Origin of the sequence: Pokkaliibacter plantistimulans, from assembly GCF_003194385.1 — a bacterium.
Taxonomy (GTDB): domain Bacteria; phylum Pseudomonadota; class Gammaproteobacteria; order Pseudomonadales; family Balneatricaceae; genus Pokkaliibacter; species Pokkaliibacter plantistimulans.
The window spans coordinates 44,112-59,480 of the sequence record NZ_LAPT01000113.1; the positions used below are offsets into that span (position 1 = coordinate 44,112).

Sequence of the window (15,369 nt, forward strand, 5' to 3'; positions counted from 1 at the left end):
ACCACAGGAATACCTGCAGTTATTGCTGATACAGCCAGTCGATAAACAGGCGGGTGGCCTGACTGGGATGGCGATGGCTGGGCTGCAACAGGCACAGGCTGCCACGGCTGTTCAGCTGCTGCGGCAATACCCTGACCAGACGGCCGGAAGACAGCTCCCAGTCGAGCAGGCGCTCCCAGCCCAGAATCACCCCCTGACCGGCCAGTGCTGCATTCATCAGCAGCTGATAGGAGTTGGCGCGCAGGCTGCGTTCCGGCAGTTGCCAGTCCATGCCCAGACCATGAAACCAGTCCTCCCAGGTCAGCCAGTCGTAATGATGATCTTCCAGTACCAGCAGCACATGCTCGTGCAGCAGGGCATTGGCATCGGTTACCTGACCGTGCTGATGCAGATAGCCTGGGCTGCAGATGGCAATCACGGCCTCTTCGCTGAACAGCGGCCGTGATTCCACGCCGTTCAGCGGGATTTCACCCGGCAGGTGATAGAACAGGCCCAGATCGTACTCGCTGGCATCCAGACGTGACGGGTCTTCCACCGTAAGGATGCGGATCTCCAGCTGCGGCTGCTGATTTTGCAGCTGTACCAGACGGGGGGCCAGCCACAGCGAGGCAATGGTCGGGCTGCTGGCGATGGTCAGCTGATTGCCTTCGCCACGCCGCCGTAGCAGGGCGGTTTCCTGCGCCAGCTCACGCAGCAGCCGCTGTACCAGTTGTGAATACTGCTCGCCAGCCGGTGTCAGGGAGACGCCCTGAGCATCACGCTCAAACAGCGGGCGGCCAAGATCGTGTTCCAGACGCTTGATCTGGCGGCTGACCGCACTCTGGGTCAGGTTCAGTTCGGTGGCGGCCTGAGTAAAACTGCGATGACGGGCAGCGGCCTCGAAGGTCGCCAGACATTTCAGCGGGGGCAGGTGTTGGTTACGGCCAGACATCGACGGCTCCTTGCAGAGGCGACCGGTCTTGCTGGCAACCAGCGCCCGAAAAGGGGAGCTCAGCATAGCATGGGATCTTTGTTTGCCGTCAGGGGCAGTAAAGGCAGGGGAGTTGCCCTCCCATGGCGACGCCAGCAGAGGGCACTGACATCGTGAATGCGTCTGATACCGCCAGCACGGCTGGCTGGCGGCTCAGTCGTCGGTTATACCGCCAGACGCGGGACCGATGTACTCCAGGTCTTGTTGCTCACCACTTCACCGTTGTGGCTGGCAACCTGAGTGGCCTCGATGTTGAACTGTTCACTATCGCAGCTGACCTGCATCCAGCTTTGTACCTGCACCGACCAGTCATCCCTGCCGGCCTCGTACAGCCAGTTGAACTCGGCACGGGGGCTGCTGGGATCGTAGGGCTGCACGCTGTAGTTCTTGATGGCGCGCTGGCGCACCCACAGGCCGTGATCGTTGAAACGGGTCACGCCGAAGTTGTCATCGATATGCACGGTGACCGTGCCGGAGGCGACGTCTTCACTGAGGGTGCGGCGGTTGCCTGCTGGTTCCAGCATGGTCAGATCGCAGGGCGTGGCGGCTTCAGGTGCAGCAAACGGATTATCGATGGGCTCACCGATATAGACCGGTAAATCCAGCTCCTGCAGTGCGGCACGAAGGCTCAGGGTGGTCAGCTGCGGGCTGGGCCACAGCAGCGGGAAGCTGGCACTGGCAATGGCGACTCGCAGGCGGTGTCCGACGGGCAGGCGATAGCCGATATGATCCAGCACCACCTCGGCGTCCATGGTTTCACCGGGGACCGGGGTTTCCAGTACGGCAGGGTCGTTGCGCAGGGCCAGATTGAGCACACCGTAGGTGATCATGCTGACCTTGCCGTCAGGAGCGACGTCATTCAGGCGCACACAGATCTGCCCGCAGGGCTGGTCAACGCTGACTTTCAGCTTCAGTCGGGCATCGCCCAGGATCTGCTGAGTCTCGCTGACCGGTGCCGAATCGAAGCACAGGGAGTTGGCATCATCGCGGCGCTGATCGGTAGAAAAGTCCGGGCCGAACCACAGCGGAATATATTCGCCATGGTGCAGGCCGGTGTGCAGTGGTGAGCAGACCGACTGCACTTCCGCCAGTGCCTCGGCCTGCGATTGCAGACCGCTGCGGGTCAGGTACCAGCGCTGACGGCTGACTTTGTCGTCATCCGGCCAGCGGCTGGTCTGCACCCAGATGCCGGGGCGTACCGGGTGGAAGGGTTTGGGAGGCAGACCATCCTGCAGGTAGAAGGTGCACTCCGGCTCATCCATGATGCCGGTGTCGATATCCTTCAGCCAGTAATCCCACCAGCGCAGTGCTTCCTGCAGGAAGCCAATGGCCGGCTCGGGTTTGGCAAAGTGCGGATACTTGTGCATCCACGGGCCGACCAGTGCCTTTTTCGGGCAGCTGAGCTTTTCCATCATGCGCGGGATGGTGTTGATATAGGAATCCGCCCAGCCTGCGATGCAGTAAGTGGCCGCCTCGATGGCGCTGTAGTCTTCACAGATCGAGGCGTGCTGCCAGTAAGCATCACGGGTCTGGTGCTGGAGCCAGGTTTCGGCCAGCAGCGGCATGTTCTCCAGCCGCTGCTTCCACATCGGCAGCCAGGCCTCGCCCACCAGTGCCGGGTCAGCAATGGCAGAAGAGAAGCTGAGCATGGTGGCGGCCCAGCTCTGGTTTTCCATCAGCAGGCTGCCGCCCTTGTAATGGATGTCATCCGCGTAGCGGTCATCGGTTGAGCACAGCGTAATGATGGCTTTCAGGGCTTTGGGCTTGAGGGCCGCTACCTGCAGGCTGTTGAAGCCGCCCCAGGAGATACCCATCATGCCGACCTTGCCACTGCACCAGGGCTGTTGCGTCAGCCAGTCAATGACTTCGAGGCAGTCTGCCTGTTCCTGTGGCAGGTACTCATCGTGCATCAGCCCTTCCGACTCGCCGTTGCCGCGCATGTCCACCCGCACACAGGCATAACCGTGGCCAGCGGTGTAGGGGTGGGTTAGCTCGTCGCGTACGGTGGTTCCGTCACGCTTGCGATAAGGCAGATATTCGAGAATCGCCGGGACCTGGAGCGGTGCATCAGCATCACTCAGGCACGCCTCCGGTAACCAGATCCGCGCCGCCAGACGGGTACCGTCGGCCAGCGAGATCCACAGGTTTTCGATTTCGCGCACGGCAAAGGGAAAGTCAGTCTTGATTTGCATGGCACTACTCTGTTGCTCCAGCCTCAACCGGCGGGCTGGTTGGATACGGTTGCTCTGGCGTGCAGGGAAGACGTCGCCATCGCACTGGTACGGTTTTCGCCCTGCAGAGGAGCGGCATGACGCAGTGATTCCGGCTCTTTCAGCCATTTCCACAGCGACAGACTGGTCAGCAGGATGATGAACATGGCAGGTAGCCCGCCGAGGTTAGAGAGCATTTTCACCCCGTCGATACCGACGAATGACACCATCACCCAGGAGACGATACCGACGATGGTGCCCCACAGGACTTTCATCGGCATACCGGCATTCAGGTCACTGCTGGCATCCAGACCATGGGTACACAGGTTGCCGATGGCATCGGTGTTGGAGTCGGCGGCAGTGACGTAGGAGATGTAGGCAACGAACAGCAGCAGGGCAATCATCAGGCTGCTGGCAGGCATCTGCTCGAACAGCGAATAGAGCACGTGCTCCACGCCTTTGTCGTTGAGGACACTGTTCAGGGCGCCATGCAGCATTTCGTCGAAATACAGGCTGGCGGAGGAGAAGACGCAGATCCAGACGGTGGCAAACAGGGCGGGCAGCACCAGGTTGATCATGATGAACTCACGCACGGTGTAGCCACGGGCAATCTTGCCAAGGAACAGCGCGCTGATCGGTGCCCAGGCAAACCAGATTGCCCAGTAGAAAATGCTCCACCAGTGTGGCCATTCATCATGCCCGGCGGCACCGGTAAACAGGCTGCGGGTAAAGAAGTGGTCAAGGTACTGGCCAAAGGCTTCGGTGCCGAGGTTCAGCATGTACAGGGTCGGGCCGCAGACGAAAACGAAGACACCGACAAAGGCCAGCAGCCAGGCATTGATGGCCGACAGACGGCTGATGCCCTTATGCAGACCGGAAGCGGCCGACAGCACGAAGGTGGCGACAATGATGGCGATGATAACGGCCAGACGCAGTGGCGAGGTGTCGCCGCCAATATACTGGCTGGCACCGCCGGACAGGGTCAGGGCACCGGTGCCCAGACTGGAGGCCATACCCGCGACCAGAGCAAACAGCGCGATGGCATCGACCAGGTTGATCAGCCAGGCAGGCATGTCATTACGGAATAGTGGACGCAGCATGCTACTGATCGAGAAGGTCAGGCGACGGTTGTAAAACGCCAGCGCAAACACCAGTGCCGGTACGGTATAGATGGCATAGGGTGTAAAGCTCCAGTGCAGGAACATGGTCGACATGGCGAACAGCCGTGCATCGGTGCTGTTAGCGCTGATGCCCAGACTTTCGGGGGGCGAATACAGGTGATAGAGCGGCTCGGCAGTGGTCCAGAACAGCACTCCGACCGCCAGGGTGGTGCACAGGGTAATGGAGAACCAGCGCCATTTGCTCAGCAGCGGCGTGGCGTTTTCACCACCAATGCGGATTTTGCCCAGCGGCGAGAAATAGACGGCCACCGCCAGCACCAGCAGATACAGACTGCCAAGGCTGAACAGCCAGGAAAAAGTATTGAGGATCAAGGCGTTGAGCTGTTTGGTCGTGCTCAGCAACAGGGGCAGATTGACGTAGCTGCATAGCACGGCGGCCATCAGTACGGTAAAGGTAGGCCAGAACACCCAGGGTCTAATAGAACGCCACATGCAATTCTCCAGTTCATTCACAAGATGATTGGGGGACTCAGGAGCATGTACGGAACCGGATCCGTGAGGAGCCGGAATGCCGAGGTATTGTTTTTTTAGGGCAGCAAGGAATCGTTCTTATTCGCTACGTCCGCACCCGTACAACAGGGAATAAGGCCTGAAGGGCAGGGACGGGGTGGGCGGCACAGGCCGGTGCTTTACAGGACGTTGAAAGCTATCAGCGTTGCCGAATACAGCGTCAAAAACAGGCTAAAAATGCTCATTTAGCGCACTAAACTCCGCTTTTTTCGCCTGTTTCTTCCTTGTCCCGGCTGCCTCGATCACGCTTGCAGCGACCTGATATGTAACCTGTGCCACCCGGAGTTGGAGTCAATCCCGCCGGTACCACTCTTTGCGGGAGTGACTGCGAACCGGCAGAGGTATCTAAACGTTTCAGGAAAAAACCGGCAAACGACAAGTGCGTATAGGGGTATTCCAAAAGTGCATGAGGAGGGTGGATTGTTCAACACGGCGCTGAGTGCCTGTGGCTGGACAACACCGCAGAGATACAGTGAACTGTAGTCCCGTTTTCAGCCGGGTAGCATCGCTGCCGGCTGATGGCCTTTTGGCAGCAGCAAGGAGTACTGGCAGCGTGGCCGCCTCATCATTCGGATTTGATCTCAAAGCGCTGGAAGTCTTTGTGCAGGTGGTGGAAACCGGCAACCTGACCTACGCTGCCGAGCGTTTGGGGCTGACGCAGTCTTCCATTTCCCAGACCCTGTCCAACCTTGAACGCAACCTCGATGCGCAGCTGCTCGACCGCTCGGTGCGACCACTGCATGTCACCACCGCGGGGCGCTTCTTCTACGACCGTGCCCTGCAGATTTTGCTGGAGGCGCGCAAAACCAGTCAGGACATGCAGCGCGGTCATTTCAAACTGCGCCATGTGCGTATTGCGCTGGTGGATTCGCTGGCCACCGCCATCGGCCGACCGCTGATTGAAATGGTCCGTAAGCGTACCGAGGACTGGTCAGTCAGCACCGGGCTTTCCCACATGCATGCCCAGTCCCTGCTGTCGCGGCAGGTGGACATCGTCATTTCCGATGATGGTCTGGATGACTATGATGATCTGACCCGCTTCACCATTCTGCGCGAGCCGATGGTGATCGCCCTGCCACCCCATTACACCGGTGATATTTCCAGTCTGGCGGCCATCCAGAAACGGCTGGAGTTCGTGCGCTATCAGCCGCATTCGCTGATTGGTCAGTCGGTGGAGCGCTATCTGCGCCGGGTGCAGATCAATCTGCCGCCGCGTCTGCATCTGGATAACACCTACGCCATCATGTCGATGGTTGCCTCCGGCATCGGCTGGACCATCACCACGCCGCTGTGCCTGTATCAGACCGGCCTGATGCAGCATCAGGTGCGCTGCGTGCCGCTGCCGGGCGAGCCGGTTTACCGTGAACTGTCACTGGTAGCGCGCCGCAATGAGCTGTGGGATTTGCCCAAGGTCATCGCCGAAGACAGCTGCCAGATCCTGCGAGAACGCTTCCTGACCGATATCGTCGCCAACCTGCCGTGGCTGGAGCCGCAGATTCGTATCGGCGAAAGCTGAGCCTGACTGTGTTCAGTGCGGCATCAGAACAGATCGCTGTGTGAGCCAATACGAGCCAACTGCAGCTTTCCGCCTGCAATGCGGTAGATGAGCAACAGATCGGGCTTGATGTGACAGTCGCGAAAGCCTTGCCAGTTGCCGGTAAGAGGATGGTCCACGTGCTTGCTGTCCAGCGCTTCGCCACGCTGCAGACGGGCAATGATATGACCTACCTCGATCACATCGGCGATGGCCATTTTGGTGATTTTCTTAAAGTCCTTTTTGAACTGCGTTGAGAATTCCAGCTCATGCATCAGCGCTATCATCCGCTCCCAGCTGCTGCAACATCGCCTCTACCGACGAGGCCTGATGTCCTTTGCCCTCAATCAGCTCCTGCATGGCTGCAGCCGTTTCGGCATTGGGCTGGCGTGCTTTGAGCTCGAACGGGATGCCACCATGGTTGATCACCGCTCGGGCAAACAGCTTGATGGCTTGTGACGGGCTCAAACCTACCTCATCGCAAATGGAAGTGAACGCCACCTTGGTGGCGTGATCAATGCGAGCACTCAGCATCTCAGTCTTCATCGGTTGTCCTCTCTTTGTCTGACAATGTAAGACATTGTGCGTCATTGTATGCGGTTTGCCAGTCAGGATTCCAACGTCAACAGACACCTATACGATCAGGTGCTCAATGATCAGACACTCAGCCCAGCAGCCGCAGCCCCACAGCATAGAGCACGATCAGTATGACGCTGATGCAGGTGCCGACTGCGATGCTGCTGGCGGAGCGGCCGGTGTGCAGGTAGTGGGTTTCCAGAATGACGATGATGGCGGCGGGGGGCAGCAGGCAGATCAGATACAGCACTCTGGCGTACTGCTGCACCCAGTCCAGCCCGGCCAGCGTACCGAGCTGGATGGCGCTCCACATCACCAGCAACAGTGCCACTACCCGCTGCAGCGTGAGCAGCACCGAGCGGGACACCTCTGCCCGACTGATTCTGGCGTGTGCCAGCCACATTCCCAGTACTCCCATCCCCAGCAGTGACATCAGCACCTTGGCGGGTTCATACAGCCACTGATCCAGCAGGCTCAGCTGAGCAGCGAACGGTGACAGCAGCAGACCGGTGATCATCGCCAGAAACGCAGGCGACAGCAGCAGGGTACGCAGGCGTTGCGGCCAGGAGGTGCTGCCCGGCGGCGCCAGTAAGGCAGCACTGACGGTATTACCAAACAGCGAGCTGCCGACATAGGCGGCAATCATCACTGCAGCGGCATCGTTGCCAAACAGGGAGACCGCAATGGGCAGCCCCATCCAGCCGATATTCAGATAGGAAAAGTTCAGCGCCTCGACGGCATCACGGCGCAGCAGCCAGCCAATACCCAGCATGACGGCCATGATCGCGACGATGGCCGCCATGATGACAAAGGTGCCCTGCTGGCTGAATACCATGTTGTGTATCACCACGTAGGGAATCGCCACCCGCATCAACACGGTCGAAGCTATTTTGCGTATGTCGATACGCAGTCGGGCGAGGGTGAACCCAAGCAGGAGGTAGAGCAGGGGCAACAGCATGTTGAGCGTCATGGCGGGAAACTTCGGTTCATCGGGAATGGGGAGTGGCGTCAAAGACAGGCCGTACCATAGCAGTGCGCCTGTCGGGCGTATAGCGAAGCGCCTCCACCATGCCCTGAAGAGACTGTTGCACGAGGCCGCCCCCTGTCTGGCAGAGTGGCGGGCAGAAAATGGCGGGTAGAAAGTGGTGTGCAGAGAGTGTGTGGTGGTTAACGTGAGCGCAGGCGCTCCACCTCGCTCTGAGCATTGCGGGCGCGGGCTGCTGCAGCCACTTCCTTGGGCACCACCGTTTTGCCGATAGGGGCGAGGGAAATGTAGGCGAGCTTCAGGTGTTGCAGGGCAAAAGGAATACCGATGATGGTAATGGCACAGGCAACCGCCGCCATCACATGACCAATCGCCAGCCAGATACCGGCCAGTACGAACCAGATGATATTGCCCAGCATGCCCGCTGCGCTGGTGCCGATGTCGTCGCGGCCGCTCAGCTCATCGCGGGCAATGGGTTCCTGACCAAAGGGGAAGAAGGAGAAGTTGCCCATCACCAGACAGGCCCGTCCCCAGGGGATGCCGATAATGCTGATAAAGGCCAGCAGGCCGAACAGCCACCATGCCAGTCCCATGACAATGCCGCCCAGCACAAACCAGATCAGATTCAGTATCAAGCGCATGTTTCGTTCCTCATTCCTTGGTTGCCTGAGAAGGTGTTCACGATCTGCTGCGCGTCCGCCACACGGTGTGGAAAAGACCTGCGGCATGCGCATTTACGAGCAGTCCACGAGGCTTCCCCGGTACTTTCGCCCTGTCCGGCGCGGGCTCGCAAGATCGTGAAAATGTGATGAGTGTGGCGGCAGGAGCGGCGTTAGTAAATGCGCCCGGTGGTTTCCATTGTTGTCAGTGCGCTGCGGTGGTGGCTCAGACCCTGAAGCGGCTGGCCTGATCGGATTTGCACGCGGCATCGTGGCGGGACAGGAAGTCTTTCTCGTCCTTGCATAGCTCAAGCATCTGCAACCGCACCTGATCAGGATGTCTGGCGGGCGGATCAGGTCGCAAGGATGGCGATGACTAAGCAGCGATTTCGCGGCCCCTTCTGCCATGCTGATCAGAAGGGCGATCAGTTCAGCATCCCGCGGGATGTGGATTTTGTGTTCTATGCCAGCGAACGGGGCAAAGCCGAAACGGTGGCACGCTTTGTACAGGACAACCGCTACGACAGTACCCTGATCACACCGACAGAAGAGGGGCGGGTACGGCTGGTGGTCACGGTGAATATGCCGACGACCCAGAGCGTACTGTGCTCGGTGTCCGCGCTGATGGCCTGTTTGTCGGCCCTGTTCGGCATTGATTACGATGGCTGGGGATGCGTGCTGCAAGCTGCGCCGGAAACCGCGCCGCTTGGCAATACTCAATAGTCAGCTTGGCGTACCTGATAACTGCAACGCTCACACCTCACACTTCACTCCTCATCCCTTACCTCCGCCCCTCCAAGCAGAGAGCCTTGCGGCTCTCCGTGGGGGCAGAGGCAGGCTGTCAGCCCCACAGTGCCCGGTCAGCCGGGTAGGCCTGACTGTCCTGATAGCGCATGGCATCAGGGCGGTCTTCACTGAGCAGCAGCGGGCCGTCGATATCGACATAGCGGGCGCCCTGAGCCAGCAGTAACGCAGGCGCCATGGCCAGCGAAGTGCCGACATTGCAGCCCACCATGATATCGAAGCCCTGTGCTCTGGCCTGCCGGGCAAGCGCCAGTGCTTCGGTGAGGCCACCGGCCTTGTCCAGCTTGATGTTGACCAGATCGTAACGCCCCACCAGCCCTGCTAAATCACGCCGATCCTGACAGGATTCATCGGCTGTCACCGGTATCAGCCGCTCCACCTCCGCCAGCAGCTGATCCTCACCGGGAGCGAACGGCTGCTCGATCATCTCCACCCCCAGTGCGGCCAGCTGCGGCTGATAGGCCAGATACTGCGCGGCGCTCCAGCCCATATTGGCATCGATGACCAGACGGCAGCCGGGTGCGGCAGCGCGTACCGCGGCTACCCGTTCCACGTCACCGGGCTGCCCCAGCTTGAGTTTGAGCAGCGGGCGATGGGCATTGGCGGCGGCGACCGCGGCCATATGCTGCGGGGTGTGCAGCGACAGGGTAAATACCGTGGTCAGTGGTTGCGGGGCAGCTTCCAGCCCGGCCAGCTGCCACACCGGCTGCTGTGACTGTCTGGCCTGCAGATCCCACAGGGCACAGTCCACAGCATTGCGCGCACTGCCGGGTGGCAGCAGCTGTTGCAGGGCAGTGCGATCCGCACCCTGTTCCAGTGCGCTGCGCACGCTTTCCAGCTGCGCCATAACGTCGGCATAGCCGACATCATAGACATTGGTGTGTTCACACTCGCCGCGACCGCAGACGCCGTTTTCGCTGATTTCCACCACCACGACTTCACCGAAGTGCATCACCGGCAGACTGGCGATGATGAACGGCTCGTGCAGCGGCCACTGTTCAGCGCGGAAGCTGACCTTACGCATCCTTCAGTACCTCGGCGACGATGCTGGCGACGCCGGTGCGGACCGGATCGACCACCGGCACGCTGAAGCGCTGTTGCACCTCGGCGATCAGCGCCAGTGCCTGTTGCTGATCATAGCGGGAGGTATTGAGTGCGATGCCGCCAAGGCGGGCATTGGGGTTGGTACGGCGGGCCATACGCAGGTTGATGTCGATGGTCTCTTCCAGTGACGGTACGGCATAGCCTTCCATCAGATCCATCTGCTCCCGGCCAGCTTCGTGGCAGACCACCAGCACGTCCGCCTGAGCGCCATGCAGCAGGCCGAGGCTGACCCCGGCATAGGCCGGATGCAGCAGTGAACCCTGACCTTCGATAATGTCCCAGTGCCCGGCATTGTCTGCTGCCGGTGCCAGCACTTCCACCGAGCCGGAGATAAAGTCGGCCACCACCGCATCAACGGAAATACCGTAGCCTTCAATCAGGATGCCGGTCTGGCCGGTGGGGCGGAAGCTGGCCTCCACACCCTGCTGTTCCATCGCCCGGTGAATGGCCAGTGCGGTAAACATCTTACCGACACAACAGTCGGTGCCGACGGTCAGCAGACGCTTGCCCTGACGGGGCAGGCCGGTGCCGCATGGCAGGTTGGCCGGTGGCGTGCGCACATCATGGACTTTCTGTCCGGTACGGGCTGCGGTGGCGACGATATCGGGCACATCGGTCAGGCGCAGGTGCAGGCCACTGGCCACGTCCATACCGGCTTCCAGTGCGCGGATGCAGGTGTCGATCCAGCTGGCAGGCAGACTGTTACCAATGGGCGCCAGGCCAATGATCAGCGTTTTGGCTCCCTGCCGTGCTGCTTCTTCCACGTCCAGATCGGCAATGCCCAGATCGGCTTTGGCTTCGGGGAAGCGCAGCTGGCCAAGGCAGCGTTCGGGGCGCCAGTGCGCTACCCCTTTGGCCGTCTTGGCCATCAGCAGGTCTTCGGCATCGCCAACAAACAGCAGGTAGGGTGCTTTCAGTTCGATCAGGTTCATGATGTGTCCTCGTAAGGAGCCCCACAGCGCCGTCGGATGCGGCCCGTGCGGGGTGACTCAGTGGTTGGGAGTGGTTCAGCGCTGGGTTTGGAACTCAGCTTCGTTGTCGGTGGCGACTGAGGCGGTGCTCCATGCGCCGCCACAGGGTGATAAAGGTATAGGTGATCAGCAGGTAGGCCACGGCCGCCCACAGGTAAACGCTGATATCGAAACTGCTGGCGAACAGCCTGCGGGTCTGGCCCATCAGATCCAGCAGGGTGACCACGCTGGCAATGGCACTGGCTTTCAGCAGCAGGATGATTTCATTGCCGAGGGCGGGCCAGGCGATGCGGTAGGCATTGGGCAGAATAATGCGGCGATAGAGCAGCCGTCGGTTCATGCCAAAGGCCAGCCCGGCTTCGACTTCACCTCGTGACACGGCCAGCAGACCACCACGCAGAATTTCCATCTGATAGGCCACCGAGTTGAGGGTGAAGGCCGTCACCGCGCAGTAGAACGGATCGCGGAAGAACCACCACAGCCCCAGCTGCTGCAACTCCGGGCGGAACTGGCCGCTGCCGTAGTAGACCAGAAACAGCTGAACCAGCAGTGGCGTGCCGCGAAAGAATGACACGTAGAGGCGCAGCGGTGTCTGCAGCCAGGGGGTGCCACGGGCGCGCAGAATCGCCAGCGGCAGTGCCAGTGCAGCGGCAATCAGCACCGCCGTGGCGGTCAGCTGCAGGGTCATCGCCATACCGGTCAGCAGTCTGGCCAGCCAGGGATGCAGGGCGAGAACAGGGTCCATCAGGCTATTCATCACGCGGCCTCTTGCTCATGGCGGTTATGCATGGTTGCGCTTCCTGTTGTGTTCATGGCTATGCAGCCTATGCTTTGCCTGTTCATGGTTATGTCGCCTGCTTACGGTTACAGCGCCGGGCGGCGCAGGCCGCGAGACAGATGCTGTTCCAGACGGCCAATGGCCGCTTCCGACAGCACACACAGCAACCAGTACAGCAGGCTGACGGCCAGATAGAACAGAAAGGGCTGCTTGGTGACCCCCACGGCGACCGATGCCATACGCATCAGATCGTTGAGAGCAATCACCGACACCAGTGCCGTGTCTTTCAGCAGGTTCAGCCACAGGTTGCCCAGCCCCGGCAGCGCCAGTCGCAGCAGGGGCGGAAATTCCACCAGCCAGAAGCCCAGCCAGGGGGTAAAGCCCAGTGCCCGCGCCGCCTCGCGCTGGCCCTTGTCGAGCGCCAGCCAGGCCCCCCGCAATACCTCGGCGGCAAAGGCAGAGAACACCAGACCGAGCGCCACTACACCGGCGACGAAGGGGCTGAGTTCAACAAACCCGGCATCGGGGTTGACGTGTCTGGCCAGCTGATTGAGCAGCATGGCGGCACCGTTGTAGACCACGAACAGGGTCAGCAGCTCGGGGATGCCACGCAGGGTGGCAGTGTAAAGTTGTGCCAGCCGTTGCAGGACGGGCCTGCCACTGACCGACGCCAGGGCGATCAGCAGCCCCAGCAGCAGGCCAAGGGGCAGAGTAGTGAGAGCCAGCGACAGGGTGACGCCCAGCCCTCTGACCAGCTCGTCACCCCAGCCATGGGGCCCCCAGCTCAGGTAGCTCAACAGTTCCATAGAGTTCTCCGTCTGCTGCTGGCCTATGCCGGTGGCTTACTTGAGGGTGAGAATGTTGATGGGGAAATACTTGTCGTTGATGGTCTTGTAGGTGCCGTTGGCCACAATGGCATCCAGCGCCTGATTGAGCTGCTGGCGCAGGGCATCATCTGTCTTGCGCACGGCCATGCCGACCCCTTCACCGACATAGGTCGGGTCGGTGATCAGCTGGCCCGCCAGCGTGCAGCAGTCGCCGTCCTTGGTTTTGGTCGTCCACTCCATCATGGGCAGCAGATCACCCACCATCAGATCAAGGCGGCCGTTGACCATGTCCAGATTGGCTTCGTCCTGAGTGGGATAAAGGCGCAGCTCGGCGTCGGGATAGACCTTGGCGATATAGTCGGCCTGAGTGGTGGAGCTTTGCGCACCAATCACCTTGCCAGCCAGTGCGCTGGGGCTGAAATCGCTGATGGCATCCTCCTTGTGCGTCACGAAAGTCATCGCCGCCTTGTAATAAGGCTCGGTGAAAGACACCTGCTGCTTGCGCTGCTCGGTGATAAACATCGAAGCCAGAATGACGTCGTACTTGCCCGCCTGCAGTGCCGGGATGATGCCGTCCCAGTCCTGAGCGACAAAGCTGCAATCTGCCTGCATCTGCTGGCACAGTGCCTTGCCGATCTCCACATCAAAACCTGCCAGCTGGCCGTCCGGGGTGACGTAATTGAAGGGTGGGTAAGCGCCTTCGGTGCCGATGCGCAGGGTGGTGGCAGCAGCGTCAAGGCTGGTCAGGGCACCGATAGTCAGGGCGGACGTCAAAAGCAGCTGTTTGAAAGCGGGGTACGACATCATCGGGAGTTCCTCTGCAGTGCTGTTCAGGTACTTCCGCAGTGTGTTTTTTAATCATTCATTTAACAAATGTATTGTATGTATATTATGCATAGCTCATCGCTATGTGTTGGGCGATAACGGGTCGCTGATGGGGCGCAGGCATACCCCATGGCCTGCTAAGGCAAGGAGAACAATGTTGGCCACCACTGAACAACTGCTGCGGAACCTCGACTGGAACCTGATCCACACCTTCGTCACCATCGTCGATGAGGGCAGCATCACCGGTGCTGCACGGCGCCTGCATCTGGCGCAGCCGAGTATCAGCAATGCGCTGAAGCGGCTGGAAGAACATCTGGGGGAGCGCCTGATTGAGCGGCGTAAGGGCAGCTTTGCGCTGACCTATCAGGGGCGACGGGTGTATGAAGAATCGGCTGCCGCCTGCCGCATTCTGCAGCGCATGCTGAGCCAGTACGCTGATGAAGATCAGCAGATCAAAGGCGAGATCGACCTGCAGGTGGCCAGCCATGTGCACTGCCCGCCACTGGATGCCGCCCTCAGCCAGTTTCACCGGCTTTACCCTCAGGTGACCTACGATATTCAGGTGGTGCCGAGTGTGGAGATCCTGCAGAACGTGGCCGAAGGGCGGGTCAGTATCGGTGTGGCGACCATGCAGAAACCTCACCCCAGCCTGGCGTATCACCTGCTGAGCCATGAGCTGATGGGCTTTTTCTGCGGCCCGACCCATCCGCTGTTTGGTCGCGACAATCTCAGCTCTGCCGATCTGCGCGGCCTCGATTATGTGGCCTTTGAGAGCGACCAGCCCAAGGAAGGACTGCATGGTATCGCCCGGCTGCGTGCCGCCCGGGAAATCTCCGGCAACCTGATTGCGGTTTCACCCAACGAAGAGGAGGTGCTGCGGCTGATTCTGGCAGGTGTCGGCTACGGCGCCCTGACGCTGGATACCGCCACACCGCTGCTGGCGCGTGGCCAGCTCTGGCAGCTACCGCCTTTCAGTGAACTGCCGACCATTGATATCCATCTGGTGACGTCCACCCAGACCGAGCTGGGGCGTGCCCGGCAATTGTTTGTCGAAGTGCTGAAAGAAGAGACGGAAAAGTTTGTAAGAAAGCGCTATTTTGCCGATATGCCGGAAGGGTGAGTTGGTGTGATGAAGAGAGAATCAAGGCATTGCTAAGTCGGTGCTATTGGCCTTGCTTACCTGCAGTGGCTGGCAGCAGCCAGACGGAACGTATGCCATAAATTCGCTTGGGGAAAGGGGCTTTGCAAGCTGTGCTCTATTTATGTAATAAAGCCCCGATAGGAATCAATGGTTCGCTTACTGCATCGATATACCACCATATCGCTCTGGACATATATGAGATAAGGAAGAGATCATCATGCCGCGTACGTCATCCTTGAAAAATCTGGAAGAAGGTATACCTTTTGGATGATGTGTTGTTGATTTAAATACCTT

The 15,369-nt window shown here is 59.9% G+C and carries 15 protein-coding genes; 3 read left to right on the forward strand and 12 right to left on the reverse strand.

Going from position 1 to position 15,369, the window contains the following annotated elements; all coding sequences use genetic code 11:
- Window positions 1-19: 19 nt before the first annotated feature.
- From WH50_RS21315 to WH50_RS21325, 3 genes are all read right to left on the reverse strand, one after another.
- On the reverse strand, window positions 20-931 hold the full coding sequence (locus tag WH50_RS21315; protein WP_104153172.1) for a LysR substrate-binding domain-containing protein: 912 nt from the start codon (window positions 929-931) through the stop codon (window positions 20-22).
- Window positions 932-1,134: 203 nt separating this feature from the next.
- Window positions 1,135-3,162, reverse strand: coding sequence for a CocE/NonD family hydrolase (locus WH50_RS21320; RefSeq protein WP_110189255.1), 2,028 nt, complete (start codon window positions 3,160-3,162; stop codon window positions 1,135-1,137).
- A 23-nt stretch (window positions 3,163-3,185) separates the two neighbouring features.
- Window positions 3,186-4,793: a BCCT family transporter gene (locus WH50_RS21325; protein ID WP_110189256.1), complete on the reverse strand. Its 1,608-nt coding sequence runs from the start codon at window positions 4,791-4,793 to the stop codon at window positions 3,186-3,188.
- Window positions 4,794-5,424: 631 nt separating this feature from the next.
- On the opposite strand from WH50_RS21325, the gene WH50_RS21330 reads away from it, so the two are divergent.
- Window positions 5,425-6,387 carry a LysR family transcriptional regulator gene (locus tag WH50_RS21330; RefSeq protein WP_104153149.1) on the forward strand — a complete coding sequence of 321 codons (963 nt, stop codon included), beginning with the start codon at window positions 5,425-5,427 and terminating at the stop codon, window positions 6,385-6,387.
- 23 nt (window positions 6,388-6,410) lie between these two features.
- Here the strand turns inward: WH50_RS21330 and WH50_RS21335 are convergent, their stop codons facing one another.
- The 4 genes from WH50_RS21335 to WH50_RS21350 form a co-directional block, all read right to left on the reverse strand.
- Entirely contained in the window at window positions 6,411-6,680 is a 270-nt protein-coding gene (locus WH50_RS21335) for a type II toxin-antitoxin system YafQ family toxin (RefSeq protein WP_110189257.1), read from the reverse strand.
- On the reverse strand, window positions 6,673-6,951 hold the full coding sequence (locus WH50_RS21340; RefSeq protein ID WP_110189258.1) for a type II toxin-antitoxin system RelB/DinJ family antitoxin: 279 nt from the start codon (window positions 6,949-6,951) through the stop codon (window positions 6,673-6,675). Before WH50_RS21340 ends, WH50_RS21335 begins: the two co-directional genes overlap by 8 nt.
- Before the next feature lie 118 nt (window positions 6,952-7,069).
- The gene (locus WH50_RS21345; RefSeq protein WP_133251396.1) at window positions 7,070-7,993 is read right to left on the reverse strand and encodes an AEC family transporter; all 924 of its coding nucleotides are present in this window, start codon (window positions 7,991-7,993) and stop codon (window positions 7,070-7,072) included.
- Between the two features lie 155 nt (window positions 7,994-8,148).
- Window positions 8,149-8,607: a YccF domain-containing protein gene (locus WH50_RS21350; protein WP_110189260.1), complete on the reverse strand. Its 459-nt coding sequence runs from the start codon at window positions 8,605-8,607 to the stop codon at window positions 8,149-8,151.
- 390 nt (window positions 8,608-8,997) lie between these two features.
- Here WH50_RS21350 and WH50_RS21355 point away from each other — a divergent pair, with 390 nt between their 5' ends.
- Entirely contained in the window at window positions 8,998-9,348 is a 351-nt protein-coding gene (locus WH50_RS21355) for a ribonuclease E inhibitor RraB (protein WP_165838506.1), read from the forward strand.
- Between the two features lie 118 nt (window positions 9,349-9,466).
- Here WH50_RS21355 and dgcA read toward each other — a convergent pair whose 3' ends face one another.
- The 5 genes from dgcA to WH50_RS21380 form a co-directional block, all read right to left on the reverse strand.
- On the reverse strand, window positions 9,467-10,453 hold the full coding sequence (dgcA, locus tag WH50_RS21360) for an N-acetyl-D-Glu racemase DgcA (protein WP_110189262.1): 987 nt from the start codon (window positions 10,451-10,453) through the stop codon (window positions 9,467-9,469).
- On the reverse strand, window positions 10,446-11,465 hold the full coding sequence (gene dgcN / locus WH50_RS21365; protein ID WP_165838507.1) for an N-acetyltransferase DgcN: 1,020 nt from the start codon (window positions 11,463-11,465) through the stop codon (window positions 10,446-10,448). Before dgcN ends, dgcA begins: the two co-directional genes overlap by 8 nt.
- 94 nt (window positions 11,466-11,559) lie before the next feature.
- Window positions 11,560-12,261, reverse strand: coding sequence for an ABC transporter permease (locus tag WH50_RS21370; RefSeq protein ID WP_243410211.1), 702 nt, complete (start codon window positions 12,259-12,261; stop codon window positions 11,560-11,562).
- Window positions 12,262-12,368: 107 nt separating this feature from the next.
- Window positions 12,369-13,088: an ABC transporter permease gene (locus WH50_RS21375; RefSeq protein WP_110189263.1), complete on the reverse strand. Its 720-nt coding sequence runs from the start codon at window positions 13,086-13,088 to the stop codon at window positions 12,369-12,371.
- A 36-nt stretch (window positions 13,089-13,124) separates the two neighbouring features.
- Entirely contained in the window at window positions 13,125-13,916 is a 792-nt protein-coding gene (locus tag WH50_RS21380) for an ABC transporter substrate-binding protein (RefSeq protein WP_165838508.1), read from the reverse strand.
- 172 nt (window positions 13,917-14,088) lie between these two features.
- Here WH50_RS21380 and WH50_RS21385 point away from each other — a divergent pair, with 172 nt between their 5' ends.
- Complete coding sequence (locus tag WH50_RS21385) at window positions 14,089-15,054, forward strand: LysR family transcriptional regulator (RefSeq protein ID WP_110189264.1); 966 nt, start codon at window positions 14,089-14,091, stop codon at window positions 15,052-15,054.
- The last annotated feature ends 315 nt before the right edge of the window (window positions 15,055-15,369 follow it).

What these genes read in the sequence shown, in the direction of transcription:
- WH50_RS21315 (WP_104153172.1), bottom strand. Translation starts at nt 931, where the DNA reads ATGTCTGGCCGTAACCAACACCTGCCCCCGCTGAAATGTCTGGCGACC.
- WH50_RS21320 (WP_110189255.1), bottom strand. Translation starts at nt 3,162, where the DNA reads ATGCAAATCAAGACTGACTTTCCCTTTGCCGTGCGCGAAATCGAAAAC.
- WH50_RS21325 (WP_110189256.1), bottom strand. Translation starts at nt 4,793, where the DNA reads ATGTGGCGTTCTATTAGACCCTGGGTGTTCTGGCCTACCTTTACCGTA.
- WH50_RS21335 (WP_110189257.1), bottom strand. Translation starts at nt 6,680, where the DNA reads ATGCATGAGCTGGAATTCTCAACGCAGTTCAAAAAGGACTTTAAGAAA.
- WH50_RS21340 (WP_110189258.1), bottom strand. Translation starts at nt 6,951, where the DNA reads ATGAAGACTGAGATGCTGAGTGCTCGCATTGATCACGCCACCAAGGTG.
- WH50_RS21350 (WP_110189260.1), bottom strand. Translation starts at nt 8,607, where the DNA reads ATGCGCTTGATACTGAATCTGATCTGGTTTGTGCTGGGCGGCATTGTC.
- WH50_RS21355 (WP_165838506.1), top strand. Translation starts at nt 8,998, where the DNA reads ATGACTAAGCAGCGATTTCGCGGCCCCTTCTGCCATGCTGATCAGAAG.
- dgcA (WP_110189262.1), bottom strand. Translation starts at nt 10,453, where the DNA reads ATGCGTAAGGTCAGCTTCCGCGCTGAACAGTGGCCGCTGCACGAGCCG.
- dgcN (WP_165838507.1), bottom strand. Translation starts at nt 11,465, where the DNA reads ATGAACCTGATCGAACTGAAAGCACCCTACCTGCTGTTTGTTGGCGAT.
- WH50_RS21370 (WP_243410211.1), bottom strand. Translation starts at nt 12,261, where the DNA reads ATGAATAGCCTGATGGACCCTGTTCTCGCCCTGCATCCCTGGCTGGCC.
- WH50_RS21375 (WP_110189263.1), bottom strand. Translation starts at nt 13,088, where the DNA reads ATGGAACTGTTGAGCTACCTGAGCTGGGGGCCCCATGGCTGGGGTGAC.
- WH50_RS21380 (WP_165838508.1), bottom strand. Translation starts at nt 13,916, where the DNA reads ATGATGTCGTACCCCGCTTTCAAACAGCTGCTTTTGACGTCCGCCCTG.
- WH50_RS21385 (WP_110189264.1), top strand. Translation starts at nt 14,089, where the DNA reads ATGTTGGCCACCACTGAACAACTGCTGCGGAACCTCGACTGGAACCTG.